The organism is Pseudomonas sp. MWU13-2105, from assembly GCF_023242315.1.
GTDB lineage: Bacteria > Pseudomonadota > Gammaproteobacteria > Pseudomonadales > Pseudomonadaceae > Aquipseudomonas.
In genome coordinates this window covers 47945-65831 of sequence record NZ_JALLIY010000014.1, presented here as the reverse complement: position 1 = coordinate 65831, position 17887 = coordinate 47945, and the positions used below count along the sequence as shown (strand labels likewise).

Sequence of the window (17887 nt, the reverse complement as noted above, 5' to 3'; positions counted from 1 at the left end):
GGCCTGGTTTGTTCGCTCTTACTGTGCGCCTTGCTTGTCAATCAGCGCGGCCAGGGCGTCGTATTCGTCCGGCAGCAGGTCGGTCAGCGGCGTGCGCACGGGGCCGGCGTCATAACCGACGATCTTCGCCCCGGCCTTGACGATGCTCACAGCGTAGCCGGCGCGACGGTTGCGGATATCCAGATACGGCAGGAAGAAGTCGTCGATGATCTTGCCGACGGTGGCGTGATCGTCCCGGGCAATGGCGTGGTAGAAATCCATCGCGGTTTTCGGGATGAAGTTGAACACCGCCGAGGAGTAGACCGGTACACCCAGGGCCTTGTAGGCCGCGGCGTAGACTTCCGCGGTGGGCAGGCCGCCGAGGTAGCTGAAACGATCACCGAGACGGTGACGGATCGACACCATCAGTTCGATATCACCAAGGCCATCCTTGTAGCCGATCAGGTTCGGGCAGCGCTCGGCCAGACGTTCCAGCAGAGGAGCAGTCAGGCGGCAGACGTTGCGGTTGTACACCACCACCCCGATCTTCACCGACTTGCACACCGCTTCAACGTGGGCGGCAACCCCTTCCTGGCTGGCTTCGGTCAGATAGTGCGGCAGCAACAGCAGGCCCTTGGCCCCCAGGCGTTCGGCTTCCTGGGCGTACTCGATGGCCTGGCGGGTCGCACCACCGACACCGGCGAGGATCGGCACGCTGCCGGCACAGGTATCGACGGCGGTTTTGACGACTTCGGAATATTCACTGGCCGCCAGGGAGAAGAACTCACCGGTACCGCCGGCAGCAAACAGCGCGGTGGCGCCGTAAGGGGCCAGCCATTCCAGGCGCTTGACGTAGCCGGCGCGATGGAAATCGCCCTGGGCATTGAAATCGGTCACCGGGAAGGACAGCAGACCGGAAGAGAGGATGGACTTCAGTTCTTGTGGATTCATTATTCGAACACCCTGGAAAGCACGTTGTGATGAAAGAGACAGCGCAGGCTGGCTGATGTCGTACGTCATCGTACAACTTAAATAACAAAGGTCAACAGGAATCGCTCAACAGATCCCACAAGTTTTCCCTCCTTGACGTAGGAAATTTTTCATCTAAGATCAATTTTAACTGTATATACATACAGCTAGCTTGAACGAAAAAGACGACATATCAAGGAGCCAGACATGTCAGCCACTCAACAACGCGCGCGGGATTTCCTGCTGCACGACGGCAAGGTCATTGCCGAACTGGACAGCCTCTTCACTGAACAAGGTATTGCCATTCCGGGCGATGGCGCGGCGCTGATCCTTCTCGCCGAAGGTCACCACACTCTCAAGTATCACCAACCAACAGCGTTCGACAGCGCACTCAAGGGCAAGCCACAGGCACGCTTCGAAGGCGGCGAACACAGCGCCATCGGCGACAGCGCCCTGCTGCGTTTTGCCAAGGACGCACCGGCCATTCCGGCCTGGCAGGTCGAACTCCATCTGACCAACGGCCTGGCCTTGACCTACGGCCAGATCGTCGCCCTGGGCGGCGACTTCTACGGTATCCCGGACCGGCCGATCGCCGATGGCGGCACCCCGGCGGACCGTCAGGCGCGCTTTACCGCAGCCTTCAACTCGCTGGCGGTGCTGCCCGCTTCCCGCGAGGAAGCGCAGAAAATCCTCCAGGTGATGAAAACCGAGATCAACGCCGCCAACCAGGCGATCAAGGACGGCAAGCAACCTCATGAAGCCTACGACGAACTGGGCGATAGCCTGTCCGGCGAGTGGAACAAGATCACCGGAGGCGGCAGCTTTGCCTCGCCGCTGTTCCCCCTCGGCCGCTACCTGAAACTGGCCGCGAGCAACTGGGACCACTTCGGCGAGTGGGCCTTGCTGGCCTACCAGGCCGGCCACGCCGCCGCTCTGCAACAGGCGGTCCTGGCCCACAAGAGCGGTGCCGACCAGGACCTGGAACTGGCTTATGCCATGAACGCCTTTGCCGATCATTTCCTCACCGACCTGTTCTCCAGCGGTCATCTGCGCGTGCCGCGCAAGCAACTGGCCGACAGCGTGACACCCAGCGACGTCGGTTCGCTGATCTCTCGCTTCATGCACGACGAAGACAGCAAGTTCGGCCTGAAAGTCAGCAATGGCCGGGGCGACAAGTGGAACTGCTACGGTGACAAGCGCTACTTCGACACGCTGGACAGCAGCAATCGGCGACTGGTCAAACAGGCGGTGCAGCAATCGGTGGATGAGGTGTTCGCGGTGTTTCTCAGCGGCGCCGTCGTCCCCGCCGAAGCCTATGCCGCGCTGCGTTCGGTGCCTGACCTGGCGAAGGTGGAAAATAGCCAGGACAGCCTGAATTTCGCCCCCTTGTTCGCCCTCAAGGGCAAGACCGTGCTGCGCCGCAACGACGTCAACAACCTCAACGAGCGCAGCCAGAGCGACAGTTGGTGGGGTTGGAGTACCTACCTGCTGCTCAAGGACTACCAGCCGAACAAACCGACGGGCTACCTCAATCCGCCCGGCGTGGCGCCGGCGATCAAGGTCGATGGCTGGCAGAGCCAAACTCCCAGCGAACCCAACTGGCTGCCGGGCAATGCCGTGCGTTATGCCTTCAGCTACACCAGGAGCCTGGATGAGTCCTATATCGGCCCGTGGACGGCCTATGCCGAACTGACCGAGCGCTTTCAGCCGACCTTGACCGTGCCGATGGATGGCTCAGTGGGGGCGACGGGACGGAATGTGTTCCGGCAGTTCCGTGGAGGTTCGCCGGAGCTGATCGGCACGTTGGACGGCCAGGCCGGCACCTTTATCGACAACCATCAGTGACAGGGAGATCAGTCATGACCTTTACCGTAAAACTCGAACTGGCTTCCGCTCAGTCACTCAAGGATATGCCGCTGGAACTGCTGGCCGATGGCGTGGCAGTTGCCCGGGCGAAGGCGGATGCGACCGGCAAAGTCGTGTTTGATGTGCGGGCAAAAGCAGCAAAATGGGCGGTGCGTGTGGATCGCACACTCCTGAAAAGCGCATAGAGCACCTGCAATGTGAGAGTGGTGCTTGTGTGGGAGCGGTGCTTGCCCGCGAAGGCGGCCTTGAAGCCGCCAAAAGCTTCGCGGGCAAGCTCCGCTCCCACAATGTCCGTATTTCAGGCTTTGATCACTGACTAGCCCTTCTGCGCCTCGGCCTCTTCATGGGCCTGGCGCAGCCGCTCGCGGCTGTTGGTCAGGTGCAGGCGCATCGCCGCCCGCGCCGCATCGGAATCCTGGCGCGCTATCGCTTCATAGATTTCTTCGTGCTCGCGCCCCAGCCGATTCATGTAGTGCTGCTGGTCATCATGGGCCAGCCGCGCCGAATTCAAGCGGGTCCGGGGAATGATGCTGGTGCCCAGGTGAGTCATGATATCGGTGAAGTAACGGTTGCCGGTGGACAGCGCGATCTGCAGGTGGAACTGGAAATCCGAAGCCACCGCATCGCTGGCATGGGCCGCGCTTTCATTCAACGCGTCCAGTGCCGCGCGCATCGCCGCCAACTGCTCGACGCTGCGGCGCTGCGCCGCCAACCCCGCCGACTCGACTTCCAGGCTGATACGCAACTCCAGGATCGCCAGCACATCGCGCAAGGTCACCACCGTCGCCGGATCGATACGAAAACCGCTGGGGCTCGGCGTATCCAGCACAAAGGTGCCGATACCGTGGCGGGTTTCCACCTGCCCGGCCGCCTGCAGGCGCGAGATTGCCTCGCGCACCACGGTACGGCTGACACCATGGGTCTCCATGATCGCCGACTCGGTGGGCAACTTGTCCCCGCGCTTGAGCTGGCCATCGCGGATCTGCTCGGAGAGCACCGTGACCAACTCCTGGGCAAGACTACGGCGCTTTCGGGTCGGGCGAAGCCCGGCGCTCTGGTTTTCCATATAGAACATCTATCTCGGCTGAACGGCTGAGCGCGCATCATAGCTCAACCAGGTTGTACGATCACCGTTGACTATGCGCTGACGGCCGCCTGAATGACCAGGTGTCCGCGCTCGATACGCAGATGTCGCGGGTGGAACTTGTTCAAGCTGCTGCGGTGGCCGACGCTGACAATGCTCAAGCCCGGGATCTGATCGATCAGCGCCTGATACAGCACGGCTTCATCCTCCTCGTCCATGGCCGCAGTGGCCTCGTCGAGGAACAGCCATTGCGGGGCATAGAGCAGCGCACGGGCGAAGCCGAGGCGTTGCTGTTCACCCGGCGACAACATCCGTTGCCAGTGATTGCTCTCATCCAGTCGCGTGACCAGATGCGGCAGGCGGCAGGTGTGCAATACCTCCTGATAGCGTTCATCCAGATAGACATCGCCGGACTGTGGATAACTCATCACCTCACGCAGGCTGCCGATCGGCAGGTAGGGCTTCTGCGGCAGGAACAGCGAACGACTGGCCGGCAAGCGAATGCTGCCGGCCCCACGCGGCCAGAGATTGCCCATGGCGCGCAGCAGGGTACTTTTGCCACTGCCGGAGCGTCCACTGAGCATCAAGCGTTCGCCGGGGGCCACACTCATGCTCGCGCCGGTCAGCAAATGCCGACCGTCCGCCAGATCCAGGTTCAGGTTGCTCACCTGCAATGTCTCGCCCTGGTTCTGCACATCAATGGCAGGCGCACGGCCTTCATTGTCGTCCATGGCCTGACGGAAACTCAGCAATCGGTCACAGGTCGCCTTCCATACCGCGATAGTGGAGTAAGCCTCGATGAACCAGCTGAAGTTTTCCTGCACATTGCCAAAAGCCGAGTTGATCTGCATCAGCTCACCGAGCTGGATCTTGCCGGCGAAATAGCGCGGCGCCGCCACCATGAAGGGGAAGATGATCGCGATTTGAGTGTAACCGGAGGTGAAGAACGTCAGGCGCTTGGTGACCCGCATCAGCGCCCAGTAGTTGGACCAGACCTTGCCGAAACGTGTACTGAGACGCTGGTTCTCATTGGGCTCGCCATCATACAGGGCAATGCTTTCGGCGTTCTCACGAACCCGCACCAACGAAAAGCGCATATCGGCTTCAAAGCGTTGTTGTTGATTATTCAGCGGGATCAAGTGGCTGCCGATCACCCGGGTCAACCAACTGCCGATTACCGCATAGAGGAAGGCGCACCAGAACATGTAGCCGGGAATGCTGATGCCAAAGACTTCGATGCTTCCCGATATCCCCCAGAGAATGATGGAGAACGACACCAGGCTGACCACCGTGCGAAACAGCCCCAAGCCCAGGGTCAAGGTGTCGCTGGTAAAGCTGTTGAGGTCTTCGCTCAGTCGCTGGTCCGGGTTATCGGTGTTTCCGCTCGCCTCCATCTGGTAGTAGTTCTTGTGTTCGAGCCAGCGTTTGAAATGCTGCTCGGTCAGCCAGCGGCGCCAACTGATGGTCAGCATCTGGGTCAGGTACAGCCGATAGACCGCCCCGAGGATGGCAACCGCGGCAATACCGCAGAAATACAGGATCAGGTGCCAGAAGGCCTCACTGTTTTTCTCCTGCAAGGCGTTGTAGAAATCCTTGTACCAATTGTTGAACCAGACCGAAATGCCGACGCTGAATAGCGACAGGGCCACGACACTGATCAGCAACAACCAGGCCTTGCCCTTCTCCTCGCTACGCCAGTAAGGCGAGGCCAGTTGCCAGACCCTACGAAAAAAATGCCCTTTTACTGCATCGTTGACCACGGAATATTCAGCGTTCTTAGTCATTCTAAGGCTCGGTTGGCGTAAGAAATTTCACCAGCCGATCATAGATGATTCGCACGGGATATCGTGCGAATTGAAAGGATTCTGTTCAGCGCCGGTTCAGCGCCGTACCGGCCGTTTCTGCAATTTGCGCTGCAAGGTCCGCCGATGCATGCCCAGGGCGCGGGCGGTGGCGGAGATATTGCCTTCGTGCTCGGTCAGCACGCGCTGGATATGCTCCCATTGCAGGCGATCCACCGACATCGGGTTTTCCGGCACCAGGGTATCGAGGTCGGCATGCTCGGAAAGCAAAGCCGCCAGCACATCGTCGGCATCCGCCGGCTTGCACAGGTAGTTGCAGGCGCCGCGCTTGATCGCTTCCACCGCCGTGGCGATGCTCGAATAGCCGGTGAGGATCAGCACGCGCATCTCCGGATCGAGTTCCAACAGCTTGGGCAGCAGCACCAGGCCGGAATCGCCGTCCATCTTCAGGTCCAGCGCGGCATAGTCCGGCAAGTCCTGCTGGGCCAGGATCAGGCCCTCTTCGGCGGAACCGGCGGTGCTGACGCGAAAACCGCGGCGGCTCATGGCTCGCGCCATCACGCGGGTAAAGGTGGCGTCGTCGTCCACCAGCAACAGGTGCGGCAGTTCCTCGCCTTCGACCTGGATCTCGTCACTCATGCTTCTTCTCCTCGGGCAACACGGGGCAGGCGCAGCTCGGTGAGCGTGCCGCCGTCCTCATGACTGTAGAGTTTCACCGAGCCGCCGGCGCGTGTCACGCTGGCCTTGCTCAAGAACAGGCCGAGGCCGAAACCTTTGCCCTTGGTGGTAAAAAACGGTTTGCCGATCTGCTCGGCGATGGCCAGCGGCACACCGGCGCCGTGGTCACGAATGCTGATGGTCAGGGTCTCGATGGTCCAGTCCAGCTTGACCTCCAGGCCATCCGGACAAGCATCGGCGGCGTTGTTCAGCAAGTTGAGCAAGGCCTGGGTCAGGTCCGGCGGTGGCGCCAGGCGCGGCACCTCGCCCTGCCCCAGGCGCTGGAAGCGGTAACTGGCTTCCGGACGCATCAGGTGCCAACGGTTCAATGCTTCGTCGAGCCAGACCGTGACGTCCTGCATCTCCACCGCCAGCCGGCGATTGGCTTCGGCGGCGCGGACCAGTTGCTGCAGGGTCTGCTTGCACAGCTTGACCTGGTCCTGGAGCACGCTCAGGTCGTCCTGGAGCAGCGGGTCCGGATGATCCTGGCGCATCTCCTTGAGCAACACGCTCATGGTCGCCAGGGGCGTGCCCAGTTCGTGGGCGGCGCCAGCGGCCTGGGTGGCCACGGCCAGCAGTTGCTGGTCACGCAGGCCCTCTTCGCGACGCAAGGCGCGCAACTCTTCCTGGCGGCGCAGTTCCTCGGCCATTTTCGCGGCGAAGAAGGTGATCACCGCGGCGGCCAGGGCAAAGCTCAGCCACATGCCGTAGATCTGCAGTTTCTCGCGGGAGATCGGGAAGGTTTCCAGCGGGTAGAACTGCACCAGCAGCAAGGTGTACAGCACCAGCGCCGCGCCGGAGAGAACCACCGAATAGCGCCAGGGCAGGGTCACCGCGGCGATGGTCAGGGGCACCAGGTAATAGGAGACGAAGGGGTTGGTCGAGCCGCCGGAGAAATACAGCAAGGCGCTGTGGATAAACAGGTCGCAGGCCAGTTGCACGGCGTATTCGAGTTCGGTGACCGGCCAGGTGGTGCGCAGGCGTACCACCGTGAAGGCACAGAGCACCATAGAGCAGCCCAAGGTGATCGCCAGTTGCAGCCAGGGCAGCGGCAGCAGCTGGAACCAGTAGGCGATACCCACGGAGCCGGCCTGGGCCGCCAGGACCAGAATGCGGATAAAGGTCAGGCGCCAGAGATTCTGGCGAGTCGCAGACAGCAATTGGACGGGGGCGAGCATGAGCTCTCCTGATGAGCGCTCCAGGCGGATCGCCAGGAGTATAACCAAGCCGGGGCTCGGACAGGCGAATCTGCGGCAAACCGCCACAGCTGGCAAACATCGGCGCAGGGTAGCGGAGGGAGCCTCCCCCTGATGCCAATGTGAAGCCGAGCACGGTCTTGTGGCGAGCGGGCTTGTCGGAACGCCGCACCGCCGCGTTCGGCTGCGAAGCAGTCGTAAAACCATAGTCCGCGTTATGTCTGATGCACCGCGCGCATAGGTTTTAGGGGGGCTTCGCCCCCCCCCCAACGCGGGCAAGCCCGCTCGCCACAAATCTCGGCCTGGCTTGAGAGTGTTTCCAATCCAATCAAATAACAGCTCTGCTATGACGGAGACACTGGATGAGGCGATGGTGAGCCGTCCAACAAAGCATCCCGTGTCGCTGAATTTGCAGCGACGGTCAAACCCTAGCCCCCGCTTTTGGCACACACAATGTTCTCCCACGCCTGAAACACGAGGGAAATGTAGGATCGATTAGTGGGAATTTTCGCGTCATGTCGAGTTGCCTGCCATCCGGCAGTTCTATATGTATTGAAGTTGTAACAACGCGAACCGGACAATCCCGGCGTAGTCTGATGCCTGCACGCGGGACTGCCCGACACCACCCGCGCACCAAACCTCAAGGAGCTCTATATGCACTTCACGCGCCGCGCCGCCCTGCTCGCCCTCAGCCTCGGTACCCTGGCCAGCCTGCCGGCCCTGGCCGCCGACGAGCCGCGTTACAACCAGATTTCCCTGCGCGCCGAAGCCAGCCAGGAAGTGGCCCGCGACCTGATGATCGTGACCCTCTACACCGAGGCGCAGAACAGCGATCCGGCCAAGCTCGCCGCCGATATCACCACCACCATGAACAAGGCGCTGGGCCAGGCCAAGGCGGTCAAGGAAATCAACCTGCGCCAGGGCAGCCGCAACAGCTACCCGATCTACGACAACAAGACCCAGAAGATCACCGGCTGGCGTGAGCGCGCCGAGCTGCGCCTGGAAAGCGCCGACTTTGCCGCGCTGTCCAAGCTGACCGGCGAACTGATGCAGGACCTGAAAATGGAAAGCATGGACTTCGCCATCTCCACCGCCACCCGCAAAGCCAGCGAGGATGCCCTGCTCAAGGAGGCCGTCGCGGCGTTCAAAACCCGCGCCCAACTGGCCACCGAGGCCCTGGGTGGCAAGGGCTACAAGATCGTCAACCTGAACCTCAGCAGCAGCGGTTATCCGCAGCCGTTCCCACGTGGCGCAATGATGATGAAAGCCGCGGCCATGGAAGCCGCTCCGACCCCGGACGTGGAAGCCGGCAAGGCACAGGTCAACATGAATGCCGATGGGGTGATCGAGGTCCTGCCGCAACCATAGGCGTGCAGGCTGAACGCGCGCCTCTGTAGGAGCCCGGCTTGCCAGCGACGACGGCCGATCAGGTGATGCAAGGCTTACGGGTCTCATCGCCGGCAAGCCGGGCGCCTACAGGATTTGTGCCGTTTTCCAGAACTAATTTTCTCAGCCGTCTGCATTAACGGTGGGCACCAAGGCCTCGATAGGGCGTGCTAGAGTCGGAACCCTCCCCGCTCTATTACGCACCTTCGAGGCTTTTCAATGGAAAAAATTGCCTTCAAACCGCTGCTGCTGGCGGCCACCCTGCTAGCCTGCACGCCCCTGGCCCAAGCGGCCTCGACCCTGGTCTATTGCTCCGAAGCCAGCCCCGCCGGCTTCGACCCGAGCCAGTACACCAGCGGCACCGACTTCGACGCCTCGGCGGAAACCGTGTTCAACCGCCTGGCGCAGTTCAAGCGCGGCGGCACCGAGGTCGAACCCGGCCTGGCCACGAGTTGGGACGTTGCCCCGGATGGCCTGAGCTACACCTTCCACCTGCGCCCCGGGGTGAAGTTCCACACCACCGAGGACTTCAAGCCGAGCCGCGATTTCAACGCCGAAGACGTGCTCTTCACCTTCCAGCGCCTGCTCGACGCCAATCATCCATTCCGCAAGGCCTACCCTTCGGAGTCGCCGTATTTCAGCGATATGGACCTCAACACCACGATCAAGAACGTCGAAAAACTCGACGAGCAGACCGTGCGCTTCAACCTGAACCATATCGACGCCGCCTTCGTGCAGAACCTGGCCATGAGCTTCGCCTCGATCCAGTCCGCCGAATATGCCGCGCAACTGCTCAAGCAAGGCCGCGCCGCCGACATCAACCAGAAGCCGGTGGGCACCGGACCGTTCGTGTTCAAGCGTTACCAGAAGGACTCACAGATCCGCTACGTGGCCAACAAGGACTACTGGAAACCCGAGGACGTCAAACTCGACAACCTGATCTTCGCCATCACCCCGGATGCCGCCGCCCGCCTGCAGAAGCTCAAGGCCGGGGAATGCCAGGTCAGCGGTTACCCGCGCCCGGCCGATATCGAGCTCATGAAACAGGACCAGAACCTGCTGGTGCTGCAGCAACCGGGTTTCAACCTCGGCTTCCTCGCCTACAACGTCACCCACAAGCCCCTCGACCAGCTCAAGGTCCGCCAGGCCCTGGACATGGCCATCGACAAGCCGGCGATCATCAAGGCGGTCTACCAGAGCGCCGGCCAACTGGCGCAGAACGCCCTGCCGCCGGGCCAGTGGTCCTATGACCCGAATATCAAGGACGCGCCCTACGACCCGAGCAAGGCCCGCGCGCTGCTCAAGGAAGCCGGCGTAGCCGAAGGCACCAGCATCGACCTGTGGGCGATGACCGTGCAACGGGCCTCCAACCCCAATGCGCGGATGTCGGCGCAAATGATCCAGGCCGACTGGGCCAAGGTCGGGATCAAGGCCAATATCGTCAGCTATGAGTGGGGCGAGTACATCAAGCGCGCCAAGAACGGCGAGCATGACGTGATGATCTATGGCTGGACCGGCGACAACGGCGACCCGGACAACTGGCTCGGCGTGCTCTACAGCTGCGCCGCGGTCAAGGGCAGCAACTACGCGAAATGGTGCGACCCGGCCTATGATCAACTGATCCAGAAAGCCAAGCTCAGCAGCAACCATGACGAGCGGGTCAAGCTCTACCAGCAGGCGCAGAAAGTCCTCAAGGAACAGGTGCCGATCACCCCGATCGCCAACTCGACGGTGTTCCAGCCGATGCGCAAGGAAGTACATGACTTCAAGATCAGTCCGTTCGGCCTGACCCCCTTCTATGGCGTCAGCCTGGGCCAGTGATTCCACGCCCCAACCGGGTGCGCCAGACGCCCCGGTCGCCCGCCTGCGGTGCGCCCCGCGCACCCAAAAATCCACTCGCAAACGATCAAATGCGGCAAAGTTTATAAAATTGCGACATTCCTGTACGTTCGTGCCACTCTTTGAGGCTTCACGCGCCTCTGCATCTTGCAATGGGTATGGGGCCTGCATAAGTATCGGCAGGTCGACTCACGAGGTCGTCCTCAAAACCAAAAATGACAACAAATCATGAGGCCACCATGCTTAAAAAAGCAGTCATTCCGTTTTTAGTCGGCGCAGGCCTCTTGGCCAGCGCACCGTTCGCCGTCGCTGCGACTAACCTGGTGTTCTGCTCCGAAGGGAGCCCGGCCGGTTTCGATCCAGGCCTGTACACCGCCGGAACCGACTTCGACGCCTCCGCGGAAACCGTTTTCAACCGTCTGAGCCAGTTCGAACGTGGCGGCACCGCCGTGATTCCTGGCCTGGCGACCAGCTGGGACGTGACCCCGGACGGCCTGAGCTACACCTTCCACCTGCGTGAAGGCGTCAAGTTCCACACCACCGATTACTTCAAACCGACGCGTAACTTCAACGCCGACGACGTGCTGTTCACCTTCAACCGCATGCTCGACAAGGACATGCCGTTCCGCAAGGCCTACCCGACCGAATTCCCGTACTTCACCGACATGGGCATGGACGGCAACATCACCAAGGTGGAAAAACTCGACGACAAGACCGTCAAGTTCACCCTGAAGACCGTGGATGCCGCGTTCATCCAGGACTTGGCGATGAGCTTCGCCTCCATCCAGTCCGCCGAGTACGCCGACAAGCTGCTCAAGGAAGGCAAGGCCAGCGACATCAACCAGAAGCCGATCGGTACTGGTCCGTTCGTGTTCAAGAGCTACCAGAAAGACTCGAACATCCGCTACACCGGGAACAAGGACTACTGGAAGCCTGAGGACGTCAAGGTCGACAACCTGATCTTCGCCATCACCACCGACCCGTCGGTACGTGCGCAGAAGCTCAAGAAAGGCGAATGCCAGATCACCGCCTACCCACGTCCGGCCGACATCGCCCCGCTCAAGGCCGACAGCAACCTGAAGATGCCCGAACAGGCCGGTTTCAACCTGGGTTACATCGCCTACAACGTGATGCCGGTCCTCAAGGGCCAGACCGCCACCAACCCACTGGCGGACCTGCGCGTACGCGAAGCGCTGGACATGTCGGTGAACAAGAAGCAGATCATCGAATCGGTTTACCAGGGCGCCGGCCAATTGGCTGTCAATGCCATGCCGCCGACCCAATGGTCCTATGACACCACCGTCAAGGACGCCAAGTACGACCCGGAAAAGGCCAAGGAACTGCTCAAGGAAGCTGGCGTCAAGCCGGGCACCGAGATCACCCTGTGGGCCATGCCGGTCCAGCGTCCGTACAACCCCAACGCCAAGCTGATGGCTGAAATGCTCCAGTCCGACTGGAAGAACATCGGCCTCAACGTCAAGATCGTCAGCTACGAGTGGGGCGAATACCTCAAGCGTGCCAAGGGTGGCGAGCAGCAAGCCATGCTGATTGGCTGGAGCGGCGACAATGGGGACCCCGATAACTGGCTGGGCGTGCTGTTCGGCTGTGACGCGGTCAACGGCAACAACTTCTCGAAGTTCTGCTACAAGCCCTTCGAGGACCTGATCAAAGAAGCCAAGTCGACTGCCGACCAGGCTAAACGCACCGAGCTGTACAAGCAGGCGCAGCACATCCTCAAAGACCAAGTCCCCTATACACCTATCGCGCACTCGACGGTGTACCAACCCATGAGCGCCAAGGTGCAGGATTTCAAGATCAGCCCGTTCGGCTTGAACTCCTTCTACGGCGTCAGCGTCAGCAAGTGAGGTTGCGCGAAGACGGCGTCCTAGGACGCTGTCTTCGCCTCCCCGCCAGAATTGCAGGAATTGTCCGGAATCCGTTGGCGGTAACCCGCAAACGGATGGCCGCCGCACAGAGTTTTCCTACAACTCTCTAAGGCTCTACGCATTTACCGCATCGACTTGGCCTCGTAACGTCAAGACTTCGCTGATATGCGTTCACGAGCGGCATTGCTGCATTCACTGACTAGATCGGCGATCGTTCCCGTGTCCCCAACACGGCCATTGTTCGCCGACGACAATAACAAAAGGATTGGGACCGTCATGCGCCAGACCTTCACTTTATCCGCTTTGGTGGGAGCCGCCCTGTGGGCGGGCGCCCCTTTTGCCCAGGCTGCCGGCAGCCTGGTGTTCTGCTCCGAGGGCAGCCCGGCCGGGTTCGACACCGCGCAGTACACCACCGCCACCGACAACGACGCCGCCGAGCCGCTTTACAACCGGCTGGTGGAGTTCGTCAAAGGTGAGACATCCGTCGCACCGGCGCTGGCCGAGAGCTGGGATATCTCAGCGGATGGCCTGGTGTATACCTTCCACCTGCGCCCTGGCGTGAAGTTCCACACCACCCCCTATTTCACACCGTCCCGCGACTTCAACGCCGACGACGTGGTGTTCACCTTCAACCGCATGCTCGATCCCGCGCAGCCGTTTCGCAAGGCCTACCCCACCGAGTTTCCGTACTTCAACGGGATGAGCCTGAACAAGAACATCGCCAAGGTCGAAAAGACCGGGCCGCTGACCGTGGTCATGACCCTCAACTCGGTCGATGCCGCGTTCATCCAGAACATCGCCATGAGCTTCGCCGCGATTCTCTCCGCCGAATACGCCGACCAGTTGCTCGCCGCCGGCAAACCCAGCGAGATCAACCAGAAGCCGATCGGCACCGGGCCGTACGTGTTCCAGCGCTATCAGAAAGACGCGCAGATCCGCTACGTGGCCAACAAGCAGTACTGGGACCCGGACAAGGTCCAACTCGACCAGCTGATTTTCGCCATCAACACCGATGCCTCGGTACGGGTGCAGAAACTCAAGCGCGGTGAGTGCCAGATCACCCTGCACCCGCGCCCCGCCGATGTCGAGGCATTGAAGAAAGACCCCAAGCTGCAGGTCATCCAGAAGCCCGGCTTCAACCTCGGCTATATCGCCTACAACGTGCAGCACAAACCCTTCGACCAACTCCAGGTCCGCCAGGCGCTGGACATGGCGGTGAACAAACCGAGCATTCTCAATGCGGTCTACCAGGGCGCCGGGCAACTGGCGGTCAACGCCATGCCGCCGAGCCAGTGGTCCTACGACGAGAACATCAAGGACGCACCCTACAACCCGGAAAAAGCCCGGCAACTGCTCAAGGCCGCCGGCGTCAAGGAAGGCACCGAGATCACCCTCTGGGCCATGCCGGTGCAACGTCCGTACAACCCCAACGCCAAGCTGATGGCCGAAATGCTCCAGGCCGACTGGGCGAAGATCGGCCTGAAGGTGAAGATCGTCAGCTATGAATGGGGTGAGTACATCAAGCGCACCAAGAATGGCGAGCACGACATCAGCCTGATCGGCTGGACCGGCGACAACGGTGACCCGGACAACTGGCTCGGCACCCTCTACGGCTGCGACGCGATTGGCGGCAACAACTACTCCATGTGGTGCAACCCGCAATACGACAAGCTGATCAAGCAGGCCAAGCTCGTCACCGACCACGAGCAACGCGTGGCCCTCTACCAACAGGCCCAGCAGTTGCTCAAGCAACAGGTGCCGATTACCCCTATCGCCCACTCGACGGTCAACCAGCCGTTAAGCATCAGAGTCGAAGGTTTCAAGGTCAGTCCCTTCGGTCGCAACGTGTTCTCGGGCGTCAGTATCGAACAATAAAACCGTGACCCGCGCTCTGGGGGCGAATTTCGCCCCTGAGCAACTTGCAGCCGAAATTCGGCAAAACCCTGCCAAGCAAACGATTGCGTAACAAAAAATGTCCGCCACCCAACCCGGACCAAATAGGCCCAAAAGGCCGATATTAAAAAAGAAAATATGGAGCTTTAGCCTTGAAACTCTCTCAAAAAGCGTTGTTAGCCTTAGCCATCAGCAGTGCCGCCATGATGGCCCACGCTGAAACCCAGAGTCAGGATTTCGTACCGACGAGCCTGAGTTCGACCAATGCCCAGGCACAGACCAAGGGCTTTTTCGAAGAACAGAGCGTGAGCGGCCTCACCCGCAACTGGTATGCCAATGAGCAACTCAAGCGGGGTGGCAAGTTCCACTACATCGACAACGGTGTATCGAAGGATACCGACCGTCGCATCAACTGGTTGCAAGGCACCATCGTCAAGTACAACTCCGGCTTCAGCGAAGGTACCGTTGGGGTCAGCACCGAAGTCGCGGCCTATAACGTCGTCGCCCTGGAGCGTGATGCCGAGCGCCTGGCTTCTGCCAATGGCGGCGCACCGATTCCAGGCGTCGGCGGCCTGGGTAACAACCGCACCCTGACCAAAAACGGCGGTGACGCACAGGGCCAGTGGAGCAAGCTTGGCCTGGCCAACGTCAAGTTCCGCGTGTCGAACACCACCCTGACCGCTGGCCGGCAGAGCTACAGCACGCCGATCGTCGATGTGATGCCCAACCGCGTGCTGCCGTCGAGCTTCGAGGGCGTGAGCATCCATAGCGAAGAGTTCAACAACCTGTCGTTCGACGCCGCCACCTTCGACCGGGTGTCGCCACGGACGGAAGAGAGCCTGTCGAAATTCCGCACCGAGTACACCAACATCGATGTCGAGGCGGATCACGTCAACATGGCGGGTCTCAACTATCAGCCGTTCAAGAGCCTGAAAACCAGCCTCTACGCCTCCAACGTCGAAGACTTCTGGAACCAGTACTACTTCGGCGCCACCCATGAGCTGGGCGACAGTTCGGTGCTGAGCCTGACCACCGGGCTGAACTACTACAAGACCCTCGACACCGGCAAAAAGAAGATGGGCGAAATCGACAACGACGCCTATTCGCTGTCGTTCGGCCTGACCCACCAGGCCCACAGCCTGACTTTCTCCTACCAGGAAATCGACGGTAACGAGTACTTCGACTACCTGCACGAAACCAACGGCATCTACCTGGCCAACTCCCTGCTCTCGGACTTCAACGGCCCGAACGAAAAATCCTTCCAGATCGCCTACGGCCTGAACATGGCCGAGTACGGCGTTCCGGGCCTGAAGTTCAATATCTACCAGGCCCGCGGCTGGGGCATCGACGGTACCCACTACACCGGCACCGCTTACGCCGACGTGCGAAACATGCATGACGAGAAGCACTACGAGTACGGCATCGGCGCGTCCTATGCCGTCCAGAGCGGTCCGCTCAAGGCCAGTTCGGTACGTGCGACCTACACCGCACACCGGGCCACGGCCAACCAGGCCGACGGCAGCATCAACGAGTTCCGCCTGGTCACCACCATTCCATTCAACATTCTCTGACACCTGACTGCCCTGGGACCGATTCGACGAATCGGTCCCAGCGTCTAATCTGGCTCAATCGATCAAGGAGGGTTTACATGAAGAAGCTTCCCCTGCGCGCCGCCATCGCGGCCGCCGTGTTCAGCGTGGCTATCGGCGTTTGCGCAAAACCCTTGGTGGTCTGCACCGAAGCCAGCCCGGAAGGTTTCGACCCGGTGCTCTACACCACCGCCGTCACCGCCGACGCCGCCGCGGAAACGATGTTCAACCGCCTGGTGGACTTCAAGCCCGGCACCACCGAAATCCAGCCGGCCTTGGCCGAAAGCTGGGAGATCAGCCCCGATGGCCTGCAGTACACCTTTCACCTGAGAAAGGGCGTCAAGTTCCACACCACCGACTACTTCAAGCCGACCCGCGAGCTGAACGCCGACGACGTGGTCTGGAGCTTCCAGCGGCAACTGGACCCCAACCATCCCTGGCATAAAGCCTCCACCGTCGGCTTCCCGTATTTCGAGAGCATGGACTTCCAGAACCTGCTCAAAAGCGTCGAGAAAGTCGACGAGCTGACCGTGCGTTTCACCCTCAATCGTCCGGAAGCGCCGTTCCTGCCCGACCTGGGCATGGCCTTCACCTCGATCCACTCCGCCGAATACGCCAATCAGTTGCTCAAGGCCGGCAAACTCGACGAGCTCAACAGCAAGCCGGTCGGCACCGGCCCGTTCATCTTCCAGCGCTACGCCAAGGACGCCCAGGTCCGCTTCAAGGCCAACCCTGAGTATTTTCGTGGCAAACCACCCGCGGACAGCCTGATCCTGGCCATCACCGTCGACAACAACACCCGCCTGCAGAAGCTCAAGGCCAACGAGTGCCAGGTCGCCCTGTACCCCAAACCCGATGATGTGCCGAACATCAAGGCCGATCCGCAGCTGAAGATCGACGAAATGGCGGCGATGTCCACCGGCTACGTCGCGATCAACACCGAACACAAGTACCTGAGCGATGTACGCGTGCGCCAGGCCATCGAACTGGCCCTGGACAAGCAGAACTACGTCGACACCCTGTACGGCAAGGGCAATGCCATTCCCGCGGTCAATCCCTACCCCTCGACCCTGCTGGGCTACAACCACCAGTTGAAAAACCCGGCCCAGGACCTCGACAAGGCCCGTGCCCTGCTCAAGGCCGCCGGCGTTCCCGAAGGCACGGTGTTCACCCTCTATACTCGTAACGGTGGCGGCCCGACCAACCCGAACCCGCAACTCGGCGCGCAACTGATGCAGGCCGACCTGGCCAAGGTCGGCATCAAGCTCGATATCCGCGTCATGGAGTGGGCCGAGATGCTCAAACGGGCGAAAAAAGGCGAGCACGACATGGTCTCCGCCGGCTGGAGCGGGGACAACGGTGACCCGGATAACTTCCTTAGCCCGCTATTGAGTTGCGAAGCGGCGAAAAACGGCGAAAACTACAGCCGCTGGTGCCATCCTCAGTTCCAGGCGCTGATCGACCAGGCTCGCGCCAAGACTGACCCCACCCAACGTGCCGCACTCTATGAACAGGCCCTGGCCATCCTGCACGAGCAGGTCCTGTGGGTGAACGATGCCCATCCGAAGATGTTTACCGCTATGCGCAAGAACGTAGAGGGCTACCACATGAGCCCGCTATCCCTGAACAACTTCGCCACCACCCAGGTGAAGTAGAACAACAAACGCTCGTCGGTACCCGA

13 protein-coding genes are annotated in these 17887 nt (G+C 60.8%); 8 read left to right on the top strand and 5 right to left on the bottom strand.

What is annotated here, in order from left to right:
• Positions 1-18: 18 nt before the first annotated feature.
• On the bottom strand, positions 19-930 hold the full coding sequence (gene kdgD, locus M5B96_RS20730; RefSeq protein ID WP_103494732.1) for a 5-dehydro-4-deoxyglucarate dehydratase: 912 nt from the start codon (positions 928-930) through the stop codon (positions 19-21).
• 225 nt (positions 931-1155) lie between these two features.
• On the opposite strand from kdgD, the gene M5B96_RS20725 reads away from it, so the two are divergent.
• Both M5B96_RS20725 and M5B96_RS20720 read left to right on the top strand, forming a co-directional pair.
• On the top strand, positions 1156-2793 hold the full coding sequence (locus M5B96_RS20725) for a phospholipase (protein ID WP_248798831.1): 1638 nt from the start codon (positions 1156-1158) through the stop codon (positions 2791-2793).
• 14 nt (positions 2794-2807) lie between these two features.
• The gene (locus M5B96_RS20720; protein ID WP_248798829.1) at positions 2808-2999 is read left to right on the top strand and encodes a hypothetical protein; all 192 of its coding nucleotides are present in this window, start codon (positions 2808-2810) and stop codon (positions 2997-2999) included.
• Positions 3000-3130: 131 nt separating this feature from the next.
• Here the strand turns inward: M5B96_RS20720 and M5B96_RS20715 are convergent, their stop codons facing one another.
• From M5B96_RS20715 to M5B96_RS20700, 4 genes are all read right to left on the bottom strand, one after another.
• Complete coding sequence (locus tag M5B96_RS20715; RefSeq protein WP_248798827.1) at positions 3131-3880, bottom strand: FadR/GntR family transcriptional regulator; 750 nt, start codon at positions 3878-3880, stop codon at positions 3131-3133.
• A 71-nt stretch (positions 3881-3951) separates the two neighbouring features.
• The gene (locus M5B96_RS20710; RefSeq protein WP_248798825.1) at positions 3952-5682 is read right to left on the bottom strand and encodes an ABC transporter ATP-binding protein/permease; all 1731 of its coding nucleotides are present in this window, start codon (positions 5680-5682) and stop codon (positions 3952-3954) included.
• A 96-nt stretch (positions 5683-5778) separates the two neighbouring features.
• On the bottom strand, positions 5779-6339 hold the full coding sequence (locus M5B96_RS20705; protein WP_100941240.1) for a response regulator transcription factor: 561 nt from the start codon (positions 6337-6339) through the stop codon (positions 5779-5781).
• Positions 6336-7595, bottom strand: coding sequence for an ATP-binding protein (locus M5B96_RS20700; RefSeq protein WP_248798824.1), 1260 nt, complete (start codon positions 7593-7595; stop codon positions 6336-6338). Before M5B96_RS20700 ends, M5B96_RS20705 begins: the two co-directional genes overlap by 4 nt.
• 672 nt (positions 7596-8267) lie before the next feature.
• Between M5B96_RS20700 and M5B96_RS20695 the strand changes: the two genes are divergently transcribed.
• The 6 genes from M5B96_RS20695 to M5B96_RS20670 all read left to right on the top strand — a co-directional run bounded on the left by M5B96_RS20695 (position 8268) and on the right by M5B96_RS20670 (position 17861).
• Positions 8268-8981: an SIMPL domain-containing protein gene (locus tag M5B96_RS20695; protein ID WP_248798822.1), complete on the top strand. Its 714-nt coding sequence runs from the start codon at positions 8268-8270 to the stop codon at positions 8979-8981.
• Between the two features lie 237 nt (positions 8982-9218).
• A complete protein-coding gene (locus M5B96_RS20690; protein ID WP_248798821.1) occupies positions 9219-10820 on the top strand; it encodes an ABC transporter substrate-binding protein in 1602 nt (533 codons plus the stop codon).
• 257 nt (positions 10821-11077) lie between these two features.
• Positions 11078-12703, top strand: coding sequence for an ABC transporter substrate-binding protein (locus M5B96_RS20685; RefSeq protein ID WP_248798820.1), 1626 nt, complete (start codon positions 11078-11080; stop codon positions 12701-12703).
• A gap of 297 nt (positions 12704-13000) precedes the next feature.
• On the top strand, positions 13001-14599 hold the full coding sequence (locus M5B96_RS20680) for an ABC transporter substrate-binding protein (RefSeq protein ID WP_248798819.1): 1599 nt from the start codon (positions 13001-13003) through the stop codon (positions 14597-14599).
• A 170-nt stretch (positions 14600-14769) separates the two neighbouring features.
• On the top strand, positions 14770-16188 hold the full coding sequence (locus M5B96_RS20675; RefSeq protein ID WP_248798817.1) for an OprD family porin: 1419 nt from the start codon (positions 14770-14772) through the stop codon (positions 16186-16188).
• Positions 16189-16265: 77 nt separating this feature from the next.
• On the top strand, positions 16266-17861 hold the full coding sequence (locus M5B96_RS20670; protein WP_248798815.1) for an ABC transporter substrate-binding protein: 1596 nt from the start codon (positions 16266-16268) through the stop codon (positions 17859-17861).
• Positions 17862-17887: the final 26 nt, after the last annotated feature.